Genomic DNA, 20,961 nt, shown 5'->3' with positions numbered 1-20,961 from the left:
TATCACACTATAAATAAACAAATTACACAACCTCCCCCCCCCCCATCTACCACCTTGTAGTACAAAATCCACCCCCCCCCCCCCATCTACCACCTTGTAGTACAAAATCCATTTACAGCCATTCATCTCCCACAGCTAATCTAAGTAGCATGTAGGAAAAAGAGCAAAGGAGGGCTTGGGAGGAGCGAGACAGAGAGGCTTTCCTAGATATTTCGTAAGTTTGCGCCGAGACATTTCCAAATAGCGATATGATACATTCAATGACCGGCTTCGGTAAGGCTACGGCACGCTTCGAGACCCGTACCATCACCGTGACCATCAAGTCCCTCAACAGCAAGCAAGCAGACCTCTCTGCACGCATCGCCTCCTCCTATCGAGATGCTGAGCTGGAGCTACGAACGCTCATCACCGATCGCCTCCAGCGAGGGAAGATTGAGCTGAGCATTACCATGGAGGATGATGCCCTAGAGGGAAATGCCAAACCAATCAATAGAGAGGCCCTCCTCGGCTACGTACACCAGCTCACAGCCATCAGCAGAGAGCTAGGCGAGACAGCTCCGATTGATCTCGTAGCACTACTTCGCCTGCCAGGGGTAATGGACAGTGAGGGTACCACCAGTACAGAGATAAGCAAGGCTGAATGGGATGCCCTACGCTCTGCCACACTTGAGGCTGTGGATGCTCTCCAAGCCTTCCGTGAGCAGGAGGGACGGATGCTCTACGAAGTCTGTGCCACACGTATACGCAAGATTGCCTACCTCCTAGAGCAAATTGCCTACCCCGAGAGCGAGAGAATCACTGCCATTCGCCAGCGACTTGAGGAAGGCCTTGCTAAAATCGCCCCCGCAGGTGGCTATGACAGTGCACGCCTAGAGCAAGAAATGATCTTCTATATCGAAAAGCTCGACATCAACGAAGAGAAGTCTCGCCTAGCACATCACCTCTCTTACTTCCTCGAGATACTCGACCAGCCCAACGTCGGGCAGGGCAAGACCCTAGGCTTCATCGCACAGGAAATAGGTCGTGAGATCAACACCATGGGCTCTAAGAGCAATCACGCTGCCATGCAACAGCTCGTCGTCCAAATGAAGGATGAGCTGGAGCAAATTAAGGAGCAGGTACTCAACATCCTATAAGCCTACACACCCCCTCAACGAGGGGCAGAAGAGCAATCACCCTTACTAAAGCCCTTCTTGTACCTGCTAAGTCCACGCCACCCTTCCCTAGAGAGCCGTAGGACTTTAGGTATCTCTTCGGGCAACTTAGCCTACAAAACACTGGAGGGGAAGACATCTGTCTGAGACCACAAACTCCCCCAAGAGGCTACACAGGATGCAGATCACATAGGAGCCTGGGGTATGGGCAATCCTCCTAGACATCCTCAAGAATCCACAAAAAGGCCACCGAGATACTGACTTAATCAGCATCTCGGTGGCTTTTCTCTTTACGCTGAGAGGAGTTTCCCCTCCCCTTACTAAATCGTCTCCTCGACTGACCAGACAAAGGCCCGTAGACCTTGCTCTGGAGTAGCCTCATCCAACTCGCGCAGGGCGGAGAGGAATCCTCTCACCTTCGTCGCAGGTATCACGACGAGCATGGAAGAGTTCATCGTGGGCCAGGCATGGCTCCCTAGGTGAGGAACACCTGTAACTGTGCCATGCCCCTGGACTTGCTCCCACGTGGTATAGCCCCGAAGGTTCTGCTTATCGAGGATGCGTAGGATCAGATCGTGATAGGCCTGATTATACGCTATGAAGACGGTCTTCAATGGCTCACTCGGAGCGAAGGACTTATTCTCATTCATAATAATCATTCGTTTAGCAGTTAGCGAGCGGTGGCCAGCTTACGAGTGAGCTTCTTCTCGATACGACGACGCTCACGTACCATACGACGAGCCTCCAGTGCTGCATAGAGCGTAGGGATGAGGACAAGTGTGATGAGCGTGGAGAAGGATAGCCCCCATGCTACTGTAATCCCCATAGCTTGCCACATCTCTGATCCTTCACCGATGCCTAATGCCATAGGCACCATACCGAGTACGGTTGTCAGCGTCGTCATCAGCACGGGACGTAGACGGGACTTACCTGAGGTCGTAACAGCTAGTGCCACTCCCATGCCACGCTCACGGCAGAGACGGATATAGTCAATAAGCACAATACCATTCTTCACCACAATACCAATCAACATGATCATCCCGATGAAGCTCATCGTATCCAGAGGCACCTGCGTGACGAGTAGCCCAATGAATACCCCAGTGAAGGCAAACGGCACGGAGAACATGATGACAAATGGATCAACAAGGCTTTCGAACTGTGCAGCCATCACGATGAAGACAAGCATGATAATCAGGAGCATCAGAGCCGTCAAATCACCGAAGGTCTCCTGCTGACTCTCGTAGGCACCTGTGATCTTATAGGATAGTCCCGAGGTGAGGGGATGATCCTTGATCGTCTGCTGTACATCAGCCACTAGGTCACTCAACTGATGCCCGGGGCGAGGAGTAACAGAAACCGTGACAACACGTGTGCGGTCCTTGCGCTCGATCGTCGGAGGTGTGAAGGCCTCCTCTACACGCCCCAGCTCAGAGAGGCGCACAGCCTTACCCTGAGGGGTATAGACAACCATATTCTGCACATCCTGTAGGGACTGGCGAGTATCAGGGGCAAAGCTCACGCGGATGTCATACTCGTTCCCATCCTCACGGAAGTGAGAGGCGACAGACCCATTTATAGCATTGCGTAGGTAGGAGGCAGCAGTGGCCAGGTTCAGACCGTTCTCTGCAAGCTTCTGTCGATCGAAAGCAAAGCGCACCTCGGGTACGTAGTCCTTACGGCTAATAGTGATACCAGAGGCAGAGGGCTTCTTCTCTAACTCCTGATGGAAGAGGCGTGCATAGGTATCAGCCTCCGTAAAGTCCTGCCCGTAGATCTCAAGGGATACACCATTCCCCCCTTGCTCCTGACCACCCCCTGTCTGTACCTTGTAGGAGGATATAGAGGGGTACTCGGCTATGATCCTACGCACACGGTCGGCAGCCTCATCCTGTGTCTGTGTACGCTCGGAGCGTTTGTACTGCCCTACGTACATAGTGATGACGTTGGTACCATTATCTCGGACTGATGCCCAAGCATCACCATCTGAAGCCTGCCCAACACTCATCGAGATTGTCTCGATAGAGGGTATCTCCTTACGTATACGTGCCTCGATCTCCAGACCTAGAGCTTTGGTCTCCTCGATACGTGTCCCAATAGGAAGCTCAATGGTTACCTCCATGAACCCAATATCCTGCTGGGGCATGTAGGAGGTTTTGATGAAGTTCAACCCAAAGAGGCTCGCAACGAAGATCCCCATAGCAATCAAGATCGTACTACGGCGGTGACGCACCGTCCAGCCCAAGATACGAGCATAGAGCATATCCAAACGTCCGAGGAAACGCTCAATGGGTGCCATGAAACGCTCCATCAGCTTTCCTCGATTCATATCTCGCTTGAGAAGCTGCGAGCAAAGCATCGGGGTCAGCGAAAGAGCCGCAGTAGTGGATACAATCATCACAATACTGATACTCCAACCTAGCTGACGGAACATAATACCGGCCTCACCAGGCATCATCGTCAAAGGAAGGAACACGGCAAGCATCGTCAGCGTAGAGGCTATGACGGAGATACCAACCTCATTGGTCGCATGTACAGCTGCCTGCTTCGGATAGCTCCCTCGCTCAATATGGGTCGTAATATTCTCAAGCACCACGATCGCATCATCCACAACCATACCAATAGCGATAGAGAGCGAACTGAGGGAGATAATATTCAACGTATTCCCCGAGACAAGCAGGTAGATGAAGGAGGCTACAAGCGAAATTGGAATCGTTAGGACAATAATAAATGTAGCCTTCCAGCGACCAAGGAAGACAAACACAACAAGCATCACGATGAAGAAGGTGATGAAGATTGTCTCCTTGAGGTTACTTACCGTGCTAACGATGAAGTTAGAGGTATCAATGAGGTAGCCCACCTTCACATCCGAAGGGAGGGAAGACTGGATACCTGGGAGCAGGCGACGTATCTCCTCAGCAATCTGCACGGAGTTGGATCCATCCTGCTTATTAACAATGATGATTGCCCCACTCTTACCATTCACATAGTTCTCCTGCTGGCGCTCTGCGACAGTATCCTTGACTTGAGCTACATCACGTAGATAGATATCCTTGCCCGCAATGCTCGCTACAACAATATTCTCTAGCTGCTTGGGATCGGTGAACTCACCCTGAATGCGGATAGAACTTGTACGAGAACCTAAGTCAATCTGTCCAGCTGGGACGTTCGTGTTCTCAGCAGCAATAAGCTGAGAGATCTGTCCGAGTGTTAAGTGGTAGGCCTCTAGCTTAGCAGGGTCACAGTAGACCTGCACAACACGCTTCTGTGCACCAGCAATAGTAATTGCCCCGACACCATCAACTCGGGCCAAAGGATTACTAACCTTATCCTCTAGGATTTTGTAAAGTCCCTTATTGCTCTCCTCAGACTCAACTGAGAGGATTGCCACAGGAATAGAGCTGTTGTCGAACTTGAAGATGACAGGCTTCTTTGCTCCATCAGGTAGGTTGTCTGATATAGCATCGAGCTTGTCACGAATGTCATTCGTAGCCTCATCAATAGGTGTACCTGCACGGAACTCCATCGTAATAATAGAGACATTCTCACGGCTTTTGGACGTGATGTGCTTGAGCTTATCGATCCCATTAAGCGTGTTCTCGAGGGTCTTCGAGAGGTTTGTCTCGATGTCCTCAGCACTCGCACCTGGGTACGAGGTGATAATCATGACATTCGTCGTATCTGTCTTAGGCATCAGCTCAATGGCCAGCCGTGATAGGGAGAAGAGTCCCAACACAGCGATTGCCACGTAGATAAGTGCCGTGGTGATCGGCTTACGGACGGATGTTTCGTAAATACTCATGAGGAGGGCTTACTTTGTCGTTTTCTGTAGCTGTACAGCCTGACCATTCTTAATTGTGCTAGGAGCGGAGATGATTACTTGGTCTCCAGCCTTTAGTCCTTTAAGCACTTCGTAGCGGTCGCCCTGCTGATCCCCCAGCTCCACGACCTGATAGACAGCCTTGCCATCACGATATACGTAGACATAGCGTTCACCACTACCGACCTGACGCACGACTGCTTTATCCTGTACAGTGAGAGCTTCCTTTGAACCGAAGTCAATATGTACACGAGCATACATACCTGGGCGAAGCGAGGCATCACGATTAGGCACCTCAATCTCCGTAGCAATAGTATGTGTCGCTGGGTCTAGGGTAGGATAGACATTGGAGATCACCCCAGAGAACTCCTTCCCCTCCAAAGCATCTACACGCAAGGTCACAGGCGTGCGCTCCTTCAGTAGCGAATAGTACTTCTCTGATACGTTCACCATAGCCTTTACTGGGGCAATCTGCTGAATAACGACCACGGGGAGCTGAGGCGAAGTCATATCACCGTTGTCATAGTTCTTGGCCGTGACTACGCCGCTGATGGGGCTACGAAGGATGGTGTTCTCTGCTACATTATTGTAGGATAGGCGAGCCTGCTCGAGTGCACTCTTGGCATTATCCCACTGGGCTTTTGATACACCTCCGACCTTGTATAGCTCATCCATACGATCAAAGTTTGTCTTTGCATCGGTTAGCTGGATTTGCGCTTGGCTAGCCTGTGTGCCCTCCATACGAGCAATCACCTGTCCCTGCCCGACACGATCACCGACCTTGACAAGGAGCTGCTTCAGACGTCCACCTGCCTGGGCTGTAATGTTATTCGTCACCTTCGCCTCTAGCTGGGCTGTAAACTCCTCTACAAGTTGTAGAGGCTGTGCTTCAACTAGGGCAACCTCCACAGTGCGAATACTGTCCTTCACTGTCTCGCTTGCCTCACTGCTTTTGCTCGAAGAAGAGCAGCCAGTAGCTGCGAAGAGCATCAGCGTCGAGAGCGAGAGCAAAAGGCGCTTTTTATTGTTTGTCATCTCTGTATATTTTATTCTTCGTTATTGCTACTTCATTACTTAGCACTATAGGATATACCCTTTAGCTCATCAAGGGAGTAAACGGCCACCATATAGTTGTAGATCGCTTGGCTGTAGTTCAGACGAGCCTGTAGGAGTGCCATATCAGCATCATTAAGCTCGAGGATGGTTCCCTCTCCTGTTCGGTAGCGCACCTGGGCAATCTCGTAGCCTTTCTCTGCACTAGCGACAGCCTCCTTGGCAGCAACAAACTGCTCGATGGCATTCGTCTGTGCACTGAGGCTATTCATCGCACTGAGGTGAAGTTGACGCTCGGCATCTATGCGTTGCAGGCTCAGTTGCTGTATCTGGCTACGGGTGGCACGAACATCATTATGCCGTGAGAAGCCACTAAAGAGTGGGACATTTAAAGAGAGCGCGATCGAGGAATATGGAGACCAACGCTTGGAGTTATCCAGCTTGAATTTATCCGAGGAGAAGTTGTACATATAGTTGAAGCTCAACGAAAGCGTAGGCATGAAGGCCATCTTCTTGACACGCAGTGCTGCATCAAGCTGCTTTCCCTGAAGGTCTAGGGTACGTAGCTGACTATTCTCCTCTAGTGATATGGAGCCCATCCGCTCTGGGATTGCCCCCATCACACGCTGCTGGTAATCGCCAAGTTGCTCAGCCACCTCAATAGGCACCGAAGGGTCTAGAGCAAGCAGTACCTTGAGCTTAGCCTCAGAGAGACGTATGGCTTCACGTGCTTGCACGAGGTTGGGCAGTATATTCTTCACTTGAGCATCCATACGAATCTTATCGTACTCAGCTACAACACCCTGCTGCCACTTGGCTACGATCTGATCGTAGTTCGTCTTGGCATTGTTGTAGTTGCTTTGTAGGACACGCTCAGACTCCCGTGCGAGAAGGATACCCATGTAAGCCTTACGTACCTCAGCCTCAAGAGCAATCTTAGAGCTACGAGCCTTCTCCTCTGCTAGAGCTACAGCCTGTTTGTCTAGCTCTAGACTCGCCCAAAGCTGTGGGGCAATGATAGGCATCCCTGCCACAATCCCCCCCTGTAGAGCATGCTTCTCTCCCATCTCGATCCCATCCGAGGGAAACATCCCTGCCATAGGAGAGGAGGGATTATCTCCCCCGAAGTAGACCTTTTGCTTCTTGAGCACGTAGGTATATGAACCCGAAAGGCTGACATTAGGATACAACCCTCCGATGGTCTTCTTTTGCTCATAGCGTGCTTGATCCACTGCTAGTCGAGATGTCTTCACCTGTGCACTATGCTCGAGGGCAAGGCGCACGGCATCATCAATTGAAAGCCTTAGGGGCTGGGATGTAGCACCCTCGCCGACCTTGACCTCCGACTGGGCAACCAGCTTCGGCTGAGAAGCCATTGCACCAATGAAGCCCCAAAGGAGTGCATAGCGGAGCATTTTATTCCAATTCATTTTGCTCATTATTCCATCTAGATATAATGTACTGATCATGTGATATGGATACTGCCTCACTGAAACCACGATTTAACGCACTTCACGAACCCTTCAGAGCACCATTATAGGCGAGAAAACCGGAAGAAAAGAGGCTTATCCTTCTTGATTGCAAAGATACGTCAAACACACAACCTACAACACATTTTCATACACAGAAGATGTTGTATTTAGGAACAATCCATCCTTTATCTATGGACTGCAGATAAACCCCTCTAAGCCTGTGAGCTCAGTATATAAGAGGCAATCACTCATTTTCTCTTTGGCATTTCCCCTGCCACAGTTACAAACGCCCCTAGACAAAGGGCATACGGGAGGGCAACAAAGAGTCACTATAAGTCGCTCAAACGAGTTATAGTAACTCTCTTCGACGACTTACCATAACTCATTTAGACGAGTTACCATAACTCGTTTGAGCGACTTATGGCAACTCGTCACCCCCCATTTTATTCCCCTTGTATCTCGCTCAATATGAACTCGCTATAAGTTCATCCCCAAAAGACAGGAAGCCTATACCGAAGACACGTCTCCTCTGATATGGAGGGAGTAAAATAGAGGATACCGAGCATTTAATCCTACCCATTCTATTACCCACCTCCACGAGGCAACAAAAAGCCTCACTACACCCATCGTTTCCTCCGATATAGGAACAATGGGTGTAGTGAGGCTTACTTCTAGATTGTTATTTGGGGAATACTACTTCTTAGGAGTGTAGCGACGCATGGATTTGATTATGACATTCTTTAGAGGACGATTGTTATCATCTGTCTCTACTCGCTGGATCTTATCAATCGTTCCCCAGCCATCGAGCAAGCGTCCAAATACGGTATAGGTGCCATCGAGGTGTGCGGCTCCTCCCTCAAACATATAGCTCTTACGCTGCGCATCGGTGTATGTCCAGCTACGTCCTGTTTCTTGCTCCTTCAGGTCATAGTCGGTATAGTACTTACCCGTGACGATATAGAACTGACTATACGACGAACGCATCTCGGGATTTACGTCATCAGGCTGGCGTGCCGCTGCCAAAGCACCACGTACATGCACGAAGAGCTCAGGATGTAGCTCCGCAGGTAGCGTTGCCTCCGTAGAGTCCTCAGGTAGCTCTAGCTCGCGAGAGAGTCCACGCGTCTTGAGATGCCCAGCCTGTACCATGAAGTCCTTGATTACACGGTGAAACTGCACACCCTCATATGCCCCACTATCAACCAGCTTGAGGAAATTATCACGGTGTATCGGCGTCTCATTAAAGAGCTCTATAATAAACCTTCCCTTACTCGTCTCGACAAGGACTTGCGGTCGCTCCTGAGCCCACAAACCAAGAGAAGGAAGAAGAATAAGGAATAGGTAAAACAGCTTTCGTTTCATCTTATATCTGATTTTGGTTAGCACTAAAGTAGGATGGGCATGGTATCATTTGACACATCTGCCGTGGTAATGAATGCTCGAGGATCTAGCTCGAGGACAATCTTCTTCAACGGCTGGATGTTCTTACGCTCTATGATGATGAAAAGGATCTCACGCTCAGCCCTCGTGTACATACCCCTACCATGTAGGAATGTCCCTCGTACCCCCATACGTCCAATGAGTGCATCACGTAGCTCCTCAGTCTTATCAGAGATGATGAAGACAGACTTATGGGGGTTCTGTGGCTGAAGTGCCTCAACAACCTTGCTGTAGATGAAAATAGCAATCCAAGAGTAGAGAGGCACACGCCAATCCTCAAAAACCCAAAGCCCCAGAAGCACAACGATGGAGTCAATGAACATGATGAGCGTACTGACCTTGGTATTAAACGTACGGGAGAGCACTCGAGCCAAAGTATCTGTCCCGGCACACGTACTCTGTGCACGGAAGATCATCCACACACTCACTCCTAGGATAGCTCCACCATAGAAGCTGCAGAGAATAGCATCCTCCACCAGAGGCTTTCCCGCAAACCACGTATCAATGAGATCTGAGAAAAGCGCTACCAAAATGAACGTCACAATGGTCTTCACCGCCGCGACCTTCCCCAGTCCATGCATTGCCAACAGGAAGAGGGGCACATTGAAGAAAAGGGCAATTGTCCCCAGCCCAACCTCCATATGGAAGATCTGCTTGAGAAGCTCGCGTATCACCAAGGCTAGCCCATACACTCCCCCAGGACTGATATGTGCCGGGGCAAGGAAAAGACTATAGCCCGTAGCTAACAAGAACGAGCCAAAGAGAATTAATGCTCCGTCGATGACGAGCTGTCTATCGAACTTAAAGGACTCCATGTATATGTTTCTATCTAGCAGTATGAATGTACCATGCCACAAAGATAAGAGCTATTACCCAAAGTGCGTAGTAACAAGACCTTTAAGGTTACGAGCCTCTTAACACCCCACGCTAGAACGGGCAGATAAAGCCTACACTCAAATCAGCAAACCTAGCAACCACATCGTAACTACATAGTGAGAACTTGATGGCCCGTGATAAAGCTCCCTACATCATCAAGCAATATTGGAGCAAGAGCATCAACCTAGACATTAAGCTAGTTACCAGCATAGCAGAGGTCATTATAGGAAAGCCTCCATAATGCCTCACATTTCATCTAGAGAGAGGGGGATTTTAGGATAAATGAGTAACCCCTCCAACCACAGGGGATGGAGGGGTTACTCTGACGAAAAAGTGAGAGAATACTCTTACTTGATGAGCTGGTTGTTAGTAGACTCTTGCTGTGGGATTTCGTAGATAAGACGAGCATCATCCCACTTAATTGTTGCTCCTTGGAGGAAGCTGTTACGAGGAGAACGCTTAACCTCGTTCTTAAAGCGCCTCATCACTACCAGAGAGAAGCCTTCTCCCCACATCTCTACACGCCAGTTATAGAGGAGCTTTTCAATAAGGTCATCATGGTTGAGCCCATTAATCTCAGTTTCCACCTCGCTGTACTTGGCTGCCTCAGTACGCTCCTTCAACAGTTTAAGTAGTAGGGTCTTTGCTGTTGGATCATCCCCCTTACGAGCTGCTGCCTCGGAAGCGATGAGGTATATCTCAGCCATACGCATGAAGACAATGTCACTAAGCCATGTACGGTCATAGCCTAATCCATGCGTATTCCCCATCGCAGAGAAGAACTTACCCACTGGCAATCCAAATGCAGTATGGAACCACCCCTTACGTAGGTCTGTGTCTGGGATTTCCTCTGCGAGGTACTGGTTAATAGCCTTATGGGCTCCAACCAAAGCATAGCTATAGGTGTAAACATCCATATGCCCCCAGAAGGAAGCAAGTCCACCTGTATTATCCTTGGTTATGTCAACAGCCCAGATAAATTCAGGTGTCTTATAGTTATTAAACCCGTTAGTTATTAGTTCTGAGGCAGGGATCAGTTTATAGATAGAGGCCTTCTCTGTGATTACCTTATTGGCCACGTTATATGCTTCTTCCCAATTACCTAGATCCATATAGGCACGGGCTAACGCACCTCGTGCTACGGTCTGATCCACATACTGCTTATCAGAACGTTTTAGCCCAGAGCTCTCCATTGCCTCAATCCCCTGTGTCAGGTCTTTCACAATCTGATCATAGACCTGCTCAAGCGTAGACAATCCCTTGGGCTTACTTGCATCATCCGAAGCCTTATAGATGGGGACAGTGAGCTTACTCTTGGTAGCATCACTATAAGCCCCTCCATAGAAGTGAGCTAGATTAAGGTAGGCCAAAGCTCGCAGTGTCTTAACTTGCCCCCAGCTAAAGATAGTCTGTTTCTGTACTGATCCAGATGGGATAGTCTCATCTCCACCAGCTGACTGGAAGAAACTATTGGATAGAGCCACCGTACGGTAGCTAATACGCCAGACAGAATAATTCATAATATCATCCTTCTGGTAGGAGACAAGCCGAGCAGGGCTCTGGAACCATGCATAGTTTGTTTGGCTCATCTCCATATCCCCAGACATCAGATCTGATGAAATATCAAAAGCCTTCTGTGCAAAGTCTGCATGGTTACCTCTAGTGGACTGCATTGATTTGAAGAAGGTCGATAGGATCCCATTAACGAAACCCTCCGGAACATCGGGATTCCACTTCCCAGCCTCCTTAATCTGATCTGCTGTAGGTAGCTCTGTAGGCTCTAGATCTAGGAAGTCCTTCTTACAAGCAGAGAGTGCTGCGAGTGCGAAGACCAGGCAGATGCCGTTTCTTATACTTGTACGCATGATATGATAGTGCATAAGTGAGACATTAGAAGCTGAGTTTGATACCTGCTACGAAAGTAGAGACAGGGAGGTAGCGGCTACGACCCGATCCACCACTCTGGCTAGACATAGCAGCATAACCCTTACGTGCAGATATCAGGAAGAGATTGTCCCCGCTGATATAGACCGAGGCATCATTGATGCTGAGGCGCTTGAGAAGCGACTTGGGGACATTATAACTAATACGAGCATTCGTTAGCGATAGGTAGGAACGGCTCGTCAAGAAGCGTGTCGAGGTAGAGTTTGCATATTTCAGCGCCTCTATATCATGTGTCAGGATAGGTAGGTTCGTTGGACGATCCGATCTCCAGAAGTTGCGAATATCCTTATGGAAGTTATGTGCACCAATTTGGCTTCCGCTGTCCATGAGGTCAGCATAAACGCCATCATACCCCCATCCACCAAGGCCATAGCTGAAGTTCGTTGAAACGGTGAAGTTCTGAATCTGAATATCAAAGCCAAAACCACCAATGAAGTCTGGGATGGCACTCTTGCCAACGAACTCTCTCACGGCATCATTGTAATCCGAAGTCGTTGTCTCTGTAAGCTTAGAGGGGTCACCACCAGAGCTGATGTACTTCTCATAGTCAGTGACATAGACATCCTTGTTACCAGCCCCCTTGTAGGTATAAGCCTTCCAGAGTGGCAACCCTTGGTCACTTACCCCCTTCCAGGTACGTATGTAGTAGTCCTGCACTGAGTGACCCTTCTTGTAGGCAAAGGCGCCATGTATCTCGTAGTGCTTAGGCTGACCAAATGGATCAGTGGACATGCGAGAGATCTTATTCTTATAGTATCCACCATTAGCATGCACACTGACAGAGAAATTCTTGCTCTTGTACGCATCCCAGTTCAGCTCAACTTCGAGCCCTTGGTTCTGCAGCACACCTTCACTCTCTGGATAGAAAGCATAACCGAGGGAGGGAGCGACCTGCTTCTTGAAAAGCATGTTATCCGTGCGCTTAACGAAGTAGTCCACGTTGAGCTCAAGGGCATCGAAGAGACGTGCCTCAATCCCAGTGTTGAATGTCCCAGAGCGTTCCCAGGTTAGGTCTTTATTCCCCTTAGAGTAGAAGGAGAATGAAGGCTTACCATTTAGGTTGTCTGTTTGATAGAAGTCCTTATAGAGATAATAGTCCGGAGTGGAAGCCGTATAATCTAGGTCTAGGTCTTGGTTCCCTAGGATACCATAGCTCGCTTTGAGCTTTAGATTATTGATCCACTTGACTGAGGAGAGGAACTTCTCTTGGCTTAGGATCCATGCGGCACCAACAGAGCCAAAGGTCCCCCAGCGGTTCTCTGGAGCAAAGCGAGAAGATCCATCGCGACGAATGGAGAGACTGAAGTGATACTTCTTGTCATACTCATAGCGTAGCTGACCGAAATAGCTCTCAATGGCATATCCCACACGGTAACCAGAGATGTCACCACGAATAATCCCATCATCGAGTGTGGTTCTCCCTCCTAGGACAACCTTCTCCTTAACCGAATAGTGAATATCGCTCTCATCCTTTGACGCCTCATGAGCCACGAATGCATCAAAAGTATGGTTACCAAAGGTTCTATTCCAAGACAGGATTTCATTAAGAGTCCAGCTAAAGCTGTTTGTATTTGTATTGTATATACGACCTACTTTCGCACCATCACCATAGTATGGGTTCTGTAGTTGTTCTCGCTTGGTAGCCATAGCTTGCAGACCATAGTTCACTGCTATCTTGAAATCCTTGAGGAAACGATACTCCAGATTGAGGTTTGCTGTAGTAAGGTTGCGAAGATATTCATCTCTATCTAGTCGTACAGCCCCAGCAGGGTTAATACCTCCGGAGTAGGCACGGCTATACCCTGTATATTGACCGTAGTCATAGCTGGTCCCCCCAGGGATCTTAGGGTCTTCTTTCGTTTTACCCTTTTCATCATGCTCGTAGACAGGATAAATTGGAGGGATTTCATTGACAAACTGGAAGCCATTATTGGAGTTAGATCCTTGCCCTGGGCTCTTGGAGAGCGAGCGAGCATAGGACAACCCAAGAGTAACCTTAAACGCATCAGAGAGACGAGCTGTGACGTTATTTCTCAAGTTCAAGCGATTGAACTCTGATCCGATATAGTACCCGACGTTATCTTGATACCCAAGTGATGTAGAGAAGTTCACCTTATCGGAGCCTCCAGAGGCACGGACGTTGGTCTCTGTGATACGCCCTGTGCGGAAGATGTGATCCCTCCACGACTCTGGGGTATAGAGACGCTGCACATTACGGTTGAACTTACCTGTAGCAGGATCGATCAGTTCTCGTGGAGAAGCCTTCCAGAGATTATATCGTGGCACAATCCCTTGTTCATCTTCTCCTTCCTTGAGGATACCTGAGAAGAAGAGCAGGTCTCCTGGGCCAGTAGGTTTATCAGCTATCGTTTTGCCAGGTTTAAATTTTGCTTTGGGGCTATTGTACAGTTCCTCCAACTGCTCTTTGAGACCAAAGCGTTCGTAGGAGTTTTTCATTGCCTCGTAAGCAATCTCCATATACTCTTCGGGTGATGTGATTACATCATACTGAGGGAGGTAACGGGCATTAATCCCATGCTTCACCTCTGCATCAAACGTGATACGACCAGACCTACCTTGCTTGGTGGTAATCAAGACCACCCCATTAGCAGCACGTGCCCCATAGAGAGCCGTTGCAGAAGCATCCTTCAGGACGGAGAGCGTCTCTACATCAGCCATATTGAAGCTACTGAGCAGAGAGGTATAGGGGATCCCATCAATGACATAGAGAGGTGCAGTCCTTGAGTTTACAGACCCGATACCACGCACTTGCACCGTGGCACTAGCGCCAGGTTGACCACTCGTGGTGAAGACCTGCACACCAGGGGAAGCACCCTCAAGTGCAGAAGTAATATTGGAACTTGTCTTCTTCGTTAGAGCCCCTACATCGATACGTGCAGCAGACCCCGTAAAGGAGTTTTTGCTCTGAGTACCGTAGGCTACAACGACGACCTTATCCAGCGTTTTCTCTGAGTTCTGCAGGACGATGCGTAACTCTTTGCCCGTGATAGGGACGGTCTGGGTAACAAAACCAATACAGGAAATCTTCAGGTTCTTAGCTTCCGCAGGGAGCGTAAGAGAGAATTTCCCATTAACATCGGTCAAAGCTCCATGAGTAGGGAACTCCACGCACGACACGGCTGCAGCTATTACAGGCTCCTTATCATCAGCGGCAATGACTACACCAGTGACGATATTCGGTTTCTTCTGCGCCCATGCTACCCCGACCGAAAAGGTGAGGAGCAGGAAGAAGAGTAATCTCTTGTTCATTAGACTTGTTGGTGTTTGAGTGAAACGGATGTGTGAGGGTAGGAGGAACCACCTCCTCGGGCCTGTGTCTTGGTATGGGACCTCTCCTGGTTAATATAGGTAGATATGCTTTCGGATTTTGCTGAGGGGGGAGTCCATTTTGCCAAGGCTCGTGCTAGGTACTCGACTGTGACCGCTTGCCACGACTGTCTATTTTGCTCTACCAGATTAGTTGATCTATGAGTGTGGCGCTTTTCTAGGGCCTAATGGATTATGGTAGATAGCATGACCAGACCTTGAGAGCAAAAGTAGCAAACTTTTCTTTGAAAACAAATAATCAAGAAACTTTTAACAGAAACAGATAAGCATATATGTTCATTTTGCTAACCAGACTTGATTTATAGAGACAATAAGACATGGGATATTGGTATCGTCAGTATAGCAAATAATGTGCGCTATCGTACGATATACCTTCAACTTCAGCTATGCGATGGAGCATGGCTAACAATTTCACTTAGCAAAATCTTAAATCTTAGTCTTTTTTGCTCAATATGTACCCCAAGATCTGTATAAGCTAAGCGAAAAGAAGGCGAATAAAACCACCGAAGGCTTTATTGTTATCACCTCTCACCCCCGCCTCAGGATAAATGAACCTAGTATATACCCCAACCTACACCACGAACACACTCACGGACAACCCTTAGCGACATCCTCCATTCAGTCTCCCAATGACCCCAAAGCGAGTTACCATAACTCGTCTCTGCGAGTTACCACAACTCGCCCTGACGACTTACCATAAGTCTTTGCAACGAGTTACCATAACTCGCTGAAGCGAGTTACCACAACTCGTAGCAGGCTCTTCAAACACACGACATAACGATTTATCCTGACGACTTACCATAACTCGTTACAGCGAGTTATGGTAACTCGTCCTGACGACTTACCATAACTTTTTGACACGACTTACCACAACTCGTTACGACGACTTACCATAACTCGTTACGACGACTTACCATAACTCGTTGACCTCTCTTCTCATACCCATCGTACCCCTCTTACTATCAAGCGATTACAAAACCACCTAAGTTACCCATTCATGATATGTCGGGTTCTCTTCTTTTCTATTCTATCACTCCCCTATCCACTCCACATATTACTCCTAGGGCTAGCACCGTAGGCTTCTCTTAGCTCGGTGTTTATACTGCTACGTGAGATAGATATAAGGGATGATACCGGTCTTACTATCTAGAGACCGCTATTAGGTCTTAGGTCTTCACTTATATCCATATCACCTCTAGCACCAAGATCTATCCGCAAAGCTAGAAGTTGTTCTTCCCAATCTTCACACTAGATGGCAGCCACCCCGCATGAGGGAACAGATACATGTGTGAAGTAACGGATATTAGTGGGTTTAGCCCCAGAGGCAAGATATATTACATGGAAGAGAGAGCTACTCCTATCACTCAATCTGGGCTATATCTTCCCCTCCCTTTATCATTCATTGGAGCTATTCTCAATACGAAGTCAAAGCTAAACCTGGACTATATTTTCCCCTTTACCTCATACAAGCCGAGTCCTTCACATCAAAAGGAAAGGGCAAGAGGCCTTAGGTAAAAGAGCATCCAAAAGAAACGAAATGCCCTGCGGTAGTAGACTACCACAGGGCATTTCATTTCTGTTTGCTGGTGGACAGCTAGCCGATAGGCTAATTGTTCGTTTTGCCTTGACGTGCAGAGTAGCTTAGGTTAAGCGTATTAGCACGACGAAGCTCTTCCTTGATCTGAGAGATGATATTCATCTTCGTCTCCTTGTCTGCCTTCAGCGAGACCTGCATCAGGGAACGACGATCATCCTTTAGCTTGGCCTTAGCTTGCTCGAGGTAGCTATAGACCGCCGTAGGATTCTGCGTTACCTGATCGTTGAGCTGGATAGCAGAGTTACTCCCATACATCGCACGGTACTCCTTATTGGGCTTACCGACGTAGATGAAGGTAACCAGAGACTTCTCCTCTAGCTTGGTTAGCTCAGTAGCCGAAGGAAGGTTGCTGAAACTTACCTTAGGGGTTACCTCACGGATGGAGGTCACCATCATGATGAAGAACAGGAAGGCAAAGACCAAGTCAGGGAGAGAAGAGGTATTCAACTCGGGCATCTCACGCCCACCTGATTTACTGAATTTTCCCATTGCTGTTACTTCTTAGCTAGGTTAGACAAAGGCATCTCGGAGATATGCATCGGATAGGCATCCGCTACAGACTTCTTCTGCGAAGGAGTCAGATCTTCGAAAGGCTTTTGGAAGGCTTGCTTAGCAAATCGATCCCATACTTCGTTGTAGGCGCGAATAAGCTCGTTCTGCACGTTGACATACATCTGATAGCTCGTTTCCACCTCATTCTTGATGGAGATAGCATACCCAGAGGTAACAACCTTACGCTTGCCGAGACCCTCGACTTCACGTACCTCCAGCTCAGGGAGGTAAGGCTTCTCTTCTGGATTCATGATGAATTCAACAGCGTAGTCCTTTAGCTGATCCAGCTTCACAGGGATGAGCTGGTCGCCACCGCCAGCATTCATACGAGAGATCACAATCTCATCGGCACGATTCACTAGGAGACGCATGACGTTGCGGTCATTGATCTCCACTTGCTGTTGCTCTTGTTGCTTTGGAGGAAGAGGAGGCAGACGCCTCTTCAGCCCCTTATCAGTATCCATTGAAGTTGTAATCAAGAAGAAGATAAGCAACATAAAAGCGATATCGGCTGACGATGACCCGTTGATACCGGGCGTCTTTCTTTTGGCCATAGTGCTTTCTGCTTTTATTCGTTATTGATTACAAGCTTATCTCTTCAGTGCCTTGGAGATACCACCCCAAATAGCTGCGCCGACAGTTAGGATAAAGAGAACATAGATTGAGTAGAGCCACATATCGGTGACCTTGAGCCAACCCGATGTATTGTAGGCTTGGGACGATTCATTCAGCCCCTGGATTGGCTCACCGCTACCGATGGCGTAGGTGATCCCCAGAAGAGCAAGGAAGGCTACGAGACCACCCACAGAGAGCAGTGCGCCACGAGAGTTCGTCTGGAAGGAGTTGAAGAAGTTCTTGCAGGCAAAGCCGATCGTTGTAACGATGACTACCAGGAAGAGGGCATACGTCCAGTATAGGAGGGCACCCGTATACTCATAGACCTTGTTACCCTTAGCGTCCAGCTCCGATCCTCCCACGAAGAAGAGGATAAAGATGAGGATGCTAATAGCAGATAGGACTAATAAAGTATAGCTGGATACCTTGCGTATCTTAGTTACAGCCATTGTCTTTATTACTATGAGTTAGGATTACTTGTTGTTCTTTACGTTGTACTTAACGATGAGGTCAAGTAGGCTAATGGAAGCATCCTCCATGCGGTTCAGGATACCTTCTACTAGGGATAGGATGTAGTTATAGAAGATCTGAAGGATCAGGGCTACTACAAGACCACCGATGGTCGTGATAAGAGCCACCTTCATACCACCTGCTACGACCGTTGGGCTGATATCACCTACGCGCTCGATGTTATCGAATGCAAGCACCATACCTACGACCGTACCAAGGAACCCGAGTGAGGGAGCCATAGCGATGAAGAGGGTGATCCATGAGAGGTTCTTTTCGAGCAGACCGCCCTGTACACCACCATAGGATACGACAGACTTTTCAGCGATGTCGATACCCTGATCGGCGCGAAGGAGAGCCTGGTAAGCGATGGAAGCGATAGGACCACGTGTGTCACGAGCGATACCCTTTGCCTTCTCGATGTTACCTTCCTTGATGAGGGCATCTTCGATATCCTTGAGGAGCTTATCAGGGTTGGTGTTGGCTAGATTGAGGTAGATGATACGTTCTAGACAGATAGCTAGACCAAGTACGAGCGTGATGGCAACGAGAGCCATGAAGTCAGCACCCCCTTCGATGAACTTTGTCTTGAGGGACTGGTGGAAGCTCGTTTCGACCTGCTGAGCTTCAGCTGGAGCGGTTGCATCTGCTTCACTAGGAGCAGCAGCGACAGCCTCCGCGGGGGCTGCGGCAGAATCTACCTGAGCTGCAGCAGCAGTGCTGTCTGCATTCTGAGCCATAGCCACTGTAGAGAAGCCGGCAGAGAGAAGAGCTACGCAAGCGAGCGTTGCGAATAACTTTTTCATTGTCGAATAGTGTTTGTGAGTTAGTAAGTTTATTATTTCGTTTACTTATTCCTTTACTCGATGTAGGGAGTCGCCACCTCACTCCGACAGGGAGAATCTCTAGGAGGCTAGGTGACCACACTCGCTACGATGAAGGAGAGAGGGGAAACGGGCCCGCTTGGCTACGTCTCTAGGGAGGGAAACCGCTAGACACACCTCTTTCGGCTTCAAAAATACAGCTTTTCCGCTCTAAAACAAAATCAGAGCTACATACCAAAGCATTCTGCACCCTCGCTGTCCACACACTTGCATCTCCGTACCCTCCCATCATGCTCCACCACGCAGTGCATCTTATGGGGCTACTTCCTTTTGCTACACGGGCTGTGTATGTCGGGCTAGGATTTCCTCCTCACCAAAGGTACATAACATCCAGCACACCACAAACGAACATCTCCAGTGAGACATTAAAGATGCTGTGGAAGGGAGGTCTGCATGGGCAAAGGAGAAGAGCAAACAGCACCAATGACAAAGATCCTCATAGCAGGAGAACAGAGCCCTTGCAAGGGGCAAAAAGAGACCCTTGCATGCATTCCATCACAAATCCTTGCATGGGTATCACAGCAAATGCATGCTAGGGGTTCCCTCACGGCCTACCCCACTCGCCCATCTCGAGGCTTCAAGGACTCACTCGGACGAGGATATAGGGAAAGAAAAGAGGCTACCGCAGGGTTTTCGCACCCAGCGGTAGCCTCCTTCGGAGCAAAGAGCCCCTACGACAAGCGTCTAGAGGTTAGGATTAACGCTCTTCCAGTCTGCCACGGCAGGGATTACCCCCATAGCAATGACTTCATCGCGCATCTTCACTAGATGTTCGTAGCTCTTCTTCAGGGCTGCCTTTTCAGACTCACTACCCTTCAGTTCATGGGAGTAATGTACACCATCCTTGTCGATCACGGTCTCCATCCCCATGACCACATGGTCAAGCCCAGGGATAGCCACATAGCAACCTGCAGGCCAACGGAAGGGAGCTCCACCCATCGCTGCACGGATCATCTCAATAGAGACGTATGCAGGGCTCTGGAAGGAAGAGCGTCCACGGAGCTTGATGATATTTGCCCCACCCTTGGTCACACGTTCCTTAATCTCTGCCCAAGTTGCCTCTGGTAGCTTATCGGTACCGATGAGCGAAGAGAGCGACTGACCAGCTACCGTAGCACCGCTGGAGAAGACAGCCATAGCCTCGCCATGACCACCATAGGTACGAGCACCGACGACCTCACTCTGTGCAACGCCGAAGTGCTTAGCTAGCTCGCTCTGTAGGCGTGTAGAGTCAAGGGCAGCAAGTGTAGTGACTTGCTCGGGACGAAGCCCAGAGTGAATGAGCGTTACGAGCCCTGTGATGTCAGCGGGATTGAAGATGATCACTACGTGACGTACATCAGGGCAATAGGTCTTGATGTCCTTACCCAGCTGGGCAGCAATCTCTGCATTCCCCTTGAGTAGGTCTTCACGGGTCATCCCATCCTTACGAGGTGCACCACCCGAGGAAACCACATACTTAGCCCCTGTGAGTGCCTCCTTGATGCAGGAGGTAAAGGTAAGATTAAGTCCCTCGAAACCACAGTGACGGATCTCCTCAGCGACTCCCTCTAGTCCTGTGGGGAAGGGGTCATAGAGACAGATATTGGGGGTGAGGGACATCATGGCAGCTGTCTGTGCCATGTTTGAGCCGATCATGCCAGCTGCGCCGACGATCGTTAGCTTGTCTTGTGTGAGGAAGCTCATAATTAGTTGAAGTGTA

Annotated in this window: 14 protein-coding genes; 1 reads left to right on the top strand and 13 read right to left on the bottom strand. The window is 49.0% G+C overall.

What is annotated here, in order from left to right; all coding sequences use genetic code 11:
* Positions 1-248: 248 nt before the first annotated feature.
* Positions 249-1,136 (top strand): YicC/YloC family endoribonuclease, encoded by an 888-nt coding sequence (locus HMPREF0636_RS04075; RefSeq protein WP_044168656.1) that lies wholly within the window; start codon positions 249-251, stop codon positions 1,134-1,136.
* 338 nt (positions 1,137-1,474) lie between these two features.
* Here HMPREF0636_RS04075 and HMPREF0636_RS04070 read toward each other — a convergent pair whose 3' ends face one another.
* From HMPREF0636_RS04070 to HMPREF0636_RS04010, 13 genes are all read right to left on the bottom strand, one after another.
* A complete protein-coding gene (locus HMPREF0636_RS04070) occupies positions 1,475-1,813 on the bottom strand; it encodes a PG0541 family transporter-associated protein (RefSeq protein ID WP_248616870.1) in 339 nt (112 codons plus the stop codon).
* Between the two features lie 11 nt (positions 1,814-1,824).
* Positions 1,825-4,953, bottom strand: coding sequence for an efflux RND transporter permease subunit (locus HMPREF0636_RS04065; protein ID WP_044168655.1), 3,129 nt, complete (start codon positions 4,951-4,953; stop codon positions 1,825-1,827).
* 9 nt (positions 4,954-4,962) lie between these two features.
* Positions 4,963-6,006, bottom strand: a complete 1,044-nt coding sequence (locus HMPREF0636_RS04060; protein WP_044168654.1) for an efflux RND transporter periplasmic adaptor subunit — start codon at positions 6,004-6,006, stop codon at positions 4,963-4,965.
* A gap of 35 nt (positions 6,007-6,041) precedes the next feature.
* A complete protein-coding gene (locus tag HMPREF0636_RS04055; protein ID WP_248616869.1) occupies positions 6,042-7,454 on the bottom strand; it encodes a TolC family protein in 1,413 nt (470 codons plus the stop codon).
* Positions 7,455-8,189: 735 nt separating this feature from the next.
* The gene (locus HMPREF0636_RS04050; RefSeq protein ID WP_052328742.1) at positions 8,190-8,858 is read right to left on the bottom strand and encodes a peptidylprolyl isomerase; all 669 of its coding nucleotides are present in this window, start codon (positions 8,856-8,858) and stop codon (positions 8,190-8,192) included.
* Positions 8,859-8,881: 23 nt separating this feature from the next.
* Complete coding sequence (locus tag HMPREF0636_RS04045) at positions 8,882-9,751, bottom strand: YitT family protein (RefSeq protein WP_005467530.1); 870 nt, start codon at positions 9,749-9,751, stop codon at positions 8,882-8,884.
* Between the two features lie 408 nt (positions 9,752-10,159).
* Positions 10,160-11,677, bottom strand: a complete 1,518-nt coding sequence (locus tag HMPREF0636_RS04040) for a RagB/SusD family nutrient uptake outer membrane protein (protein ID WP_044168686.1) — start codon at positions 11,675-11,677, stop codon at positions 10,160-10,162.
* A gap of 25 nt (positions 11,678-11,702) precedes the next feature.
* Entirely contained in the window at positions 11,703-15,026 is a 3,324-nt protein-coding gene (locus HMPREF0636_RS04035; RefSeq protein ID WP_052328740.1) for a SusC/RagA family TonB-linked outer membrane protein, read from the bottom strand.
* Between the two features lie 1,684 nt (positions 15,027-16,710).
* Positions 16,711-17,190, bottom strand: coding sequence for an ExbD/TolR family protein (locus HMPREF0636_RS04030; protein ID WP_005467525.1), 480 nt, complete (start codon positions 17,188-17,190; stop codon positions 16,711-16,713).
* Positions 17,191-17,195: 5 nt separating this feature from the next.
* A complete protein-coding gene (locus tag HMPREF0636_RS04025; protein WP_044168653.1) occupies positions 17,196-17,807 on the bottom strand; it encodes an ExbD/TolR family protein in 612 nt (203 codons plus the stop codon).
* 36 nt (positions 17,808-17,843) lie between these two features.
* Positions 17,844-18,317: a hypothetical protein gene (locus HMPREF0636_RS04020; RefSeq protein WP_044168652.1), complete on the bottom strand. Its 474-nt coding sequence runs from the start codon at positions 18,315-18,317 to the stop codon at positions 17,844-17,846.
* A 24-nt stretch (positions 18,318-18,341) separates the two neighbouring features.
* Positions 18,342-19,181 carry a MotA/TolQ/ExbB proton channel family protein gene (locus HMPREF0636_RS04015; protein ID WP_044168651.1) on the bottom strand — a complete coding sequence of 280 codons (840 nt, stop codon included), beginning with the start codon at positions 19,179-19,181 and terminating at the stop codon, positions 18,342-18,344.
* 762 nt (positions 19,182-19,943) lie between these two features.
* Positions 19,944-20,945, bottom strand: coding sequence for a malate dehydrogenase (locus HMPREF0636_RS04010; RefSeq protein WP_005467514.1), 1,002 nt, complete (start codon positions 20,943-20,945; stop codon positions 19,944-19,946).
* Between the last annotated feature and the right edge of the window lie 16 nt (positions 20,946-20,961).

It is taken from the genome of Porphyromonas catoniae ATCC 51270 (assembly GCF_000565015.1).
In the GTDB taxonomy this organism is placed as follows: domain Bacteria; phylum Bacteroidota; class Bacteroidia; order Bacteroidales; family Porphyromonadaceae; genus Porphyromonas; species Porphyromonas catoniae.
The sequence above is the reverse complement of the archived record's forward strand: the minus strand, read 5'-3'. Positions and strand labels throughout refer to the sequence as shown.

Bases quoted from the DNA above. Each gene is read 5' to 3' on its own strand.
- HMPREF0636_RS04075 (WP_044168656.1), top strand. From the start codon at position 249: ATGATACATTCAATGACCGGCTTCGGTAAGGCTACGGCACGCTTCGAG.
- HMPREF0636_RS04070 (WP_248616870.1), bottom strand. From the start codon at position 1,813: ATGATTATTATGAATGAGAATAAGTCCTTCGCTCCGAGTGAGCCATTG.
- HMPREF0636_RS04065 (WP_044168655.1), bottom strand. From the start codon at position 4,953: ATGAGTATTTACGAAACATCCGTCCGTAAGCCGATCACCACGGCACTT.
- HMPREF0636_RS04060 (WP_044168654.1), bottom strand. From the start codon at position 6,006: ATGACAAACAATAAAAAGCGCCTTTTGCTCTCGCTCTCGACGCTGATG.
- HMPREF0636_RS04055 (WP_248616869.1), bottom strand. From the start codon at position 7,454: ATGAATTGGAATAAAATGCTCCGCTATGCACTCCTTTGGGGCTTCATT.
- HMPREF0636_RS04050 (WP_052328742.1), bottom strand. From the start codon at position 8,858: ATGAAACGAAAGCTGTTTTACCTATTCCTTATTCTTCTTCCTTCTCTT.
- HMPREF0636_RS04045 (WP_005467530.1), bottom strand. From the start codon at position 9,751: ATGGAGTCCTTTAAGTTCGATAGACAGCTCGTCATCGACGGAGCATTA.
- HMPREF0636_RS04040 (WP_044168686.1), bottom strand. From the start codon at position 11,677: ATGCGTACAAGTATAAGAAACGGCATCTGCCTGGTCTTCGCACTCGCA.
- HMPREF0636_RS04035 (WP_052328740.1), bottom strand. From the start codon at position 15,026: ATGAACAAGAGATTACTCTTCTTCCTGCTCCTCACCTTTTCGGTCGGG.
- HMPREF0636_RS04030 (WP_005467525.1), bottom strand. From the start codon at position 17,190: ATGGGAAAATTCAGTAAATCAGGTGGGCGTGAGATGCCCGAGTTGAAT.
- HMPREF0636_RS04025 (WP_044168653.1), bottom strand. From the start codon at position 17,807: ATGGCCAAAAGAAAGACGCCCGGTATCAACGGGTCATCGTCAGCCGAT.
- HMPREF0636_RS04020 (WP_044168652.1), bottom strand. From the start codon at position 18,317: ATGGCTGTAACTAAGATACGCAAGGTATCCAGCTATACTTTATTAGTC.
- HMPREF0636_RS04015 (WP_044168651.1), bottom strand. From the start codon at position 19,181: ATGAAAAAGTTATTCGCAACGCTCGCTTGCGTAGCTCTTCTCTCTGCC.
- HMPREF0636_RS04010 (WP_005467514.1), bottom strand. From the start codon at position 20,945: ATGAGCTTCCTCACACAAGACAAGCTAACGATCGTCGGCGCAGCTGGC.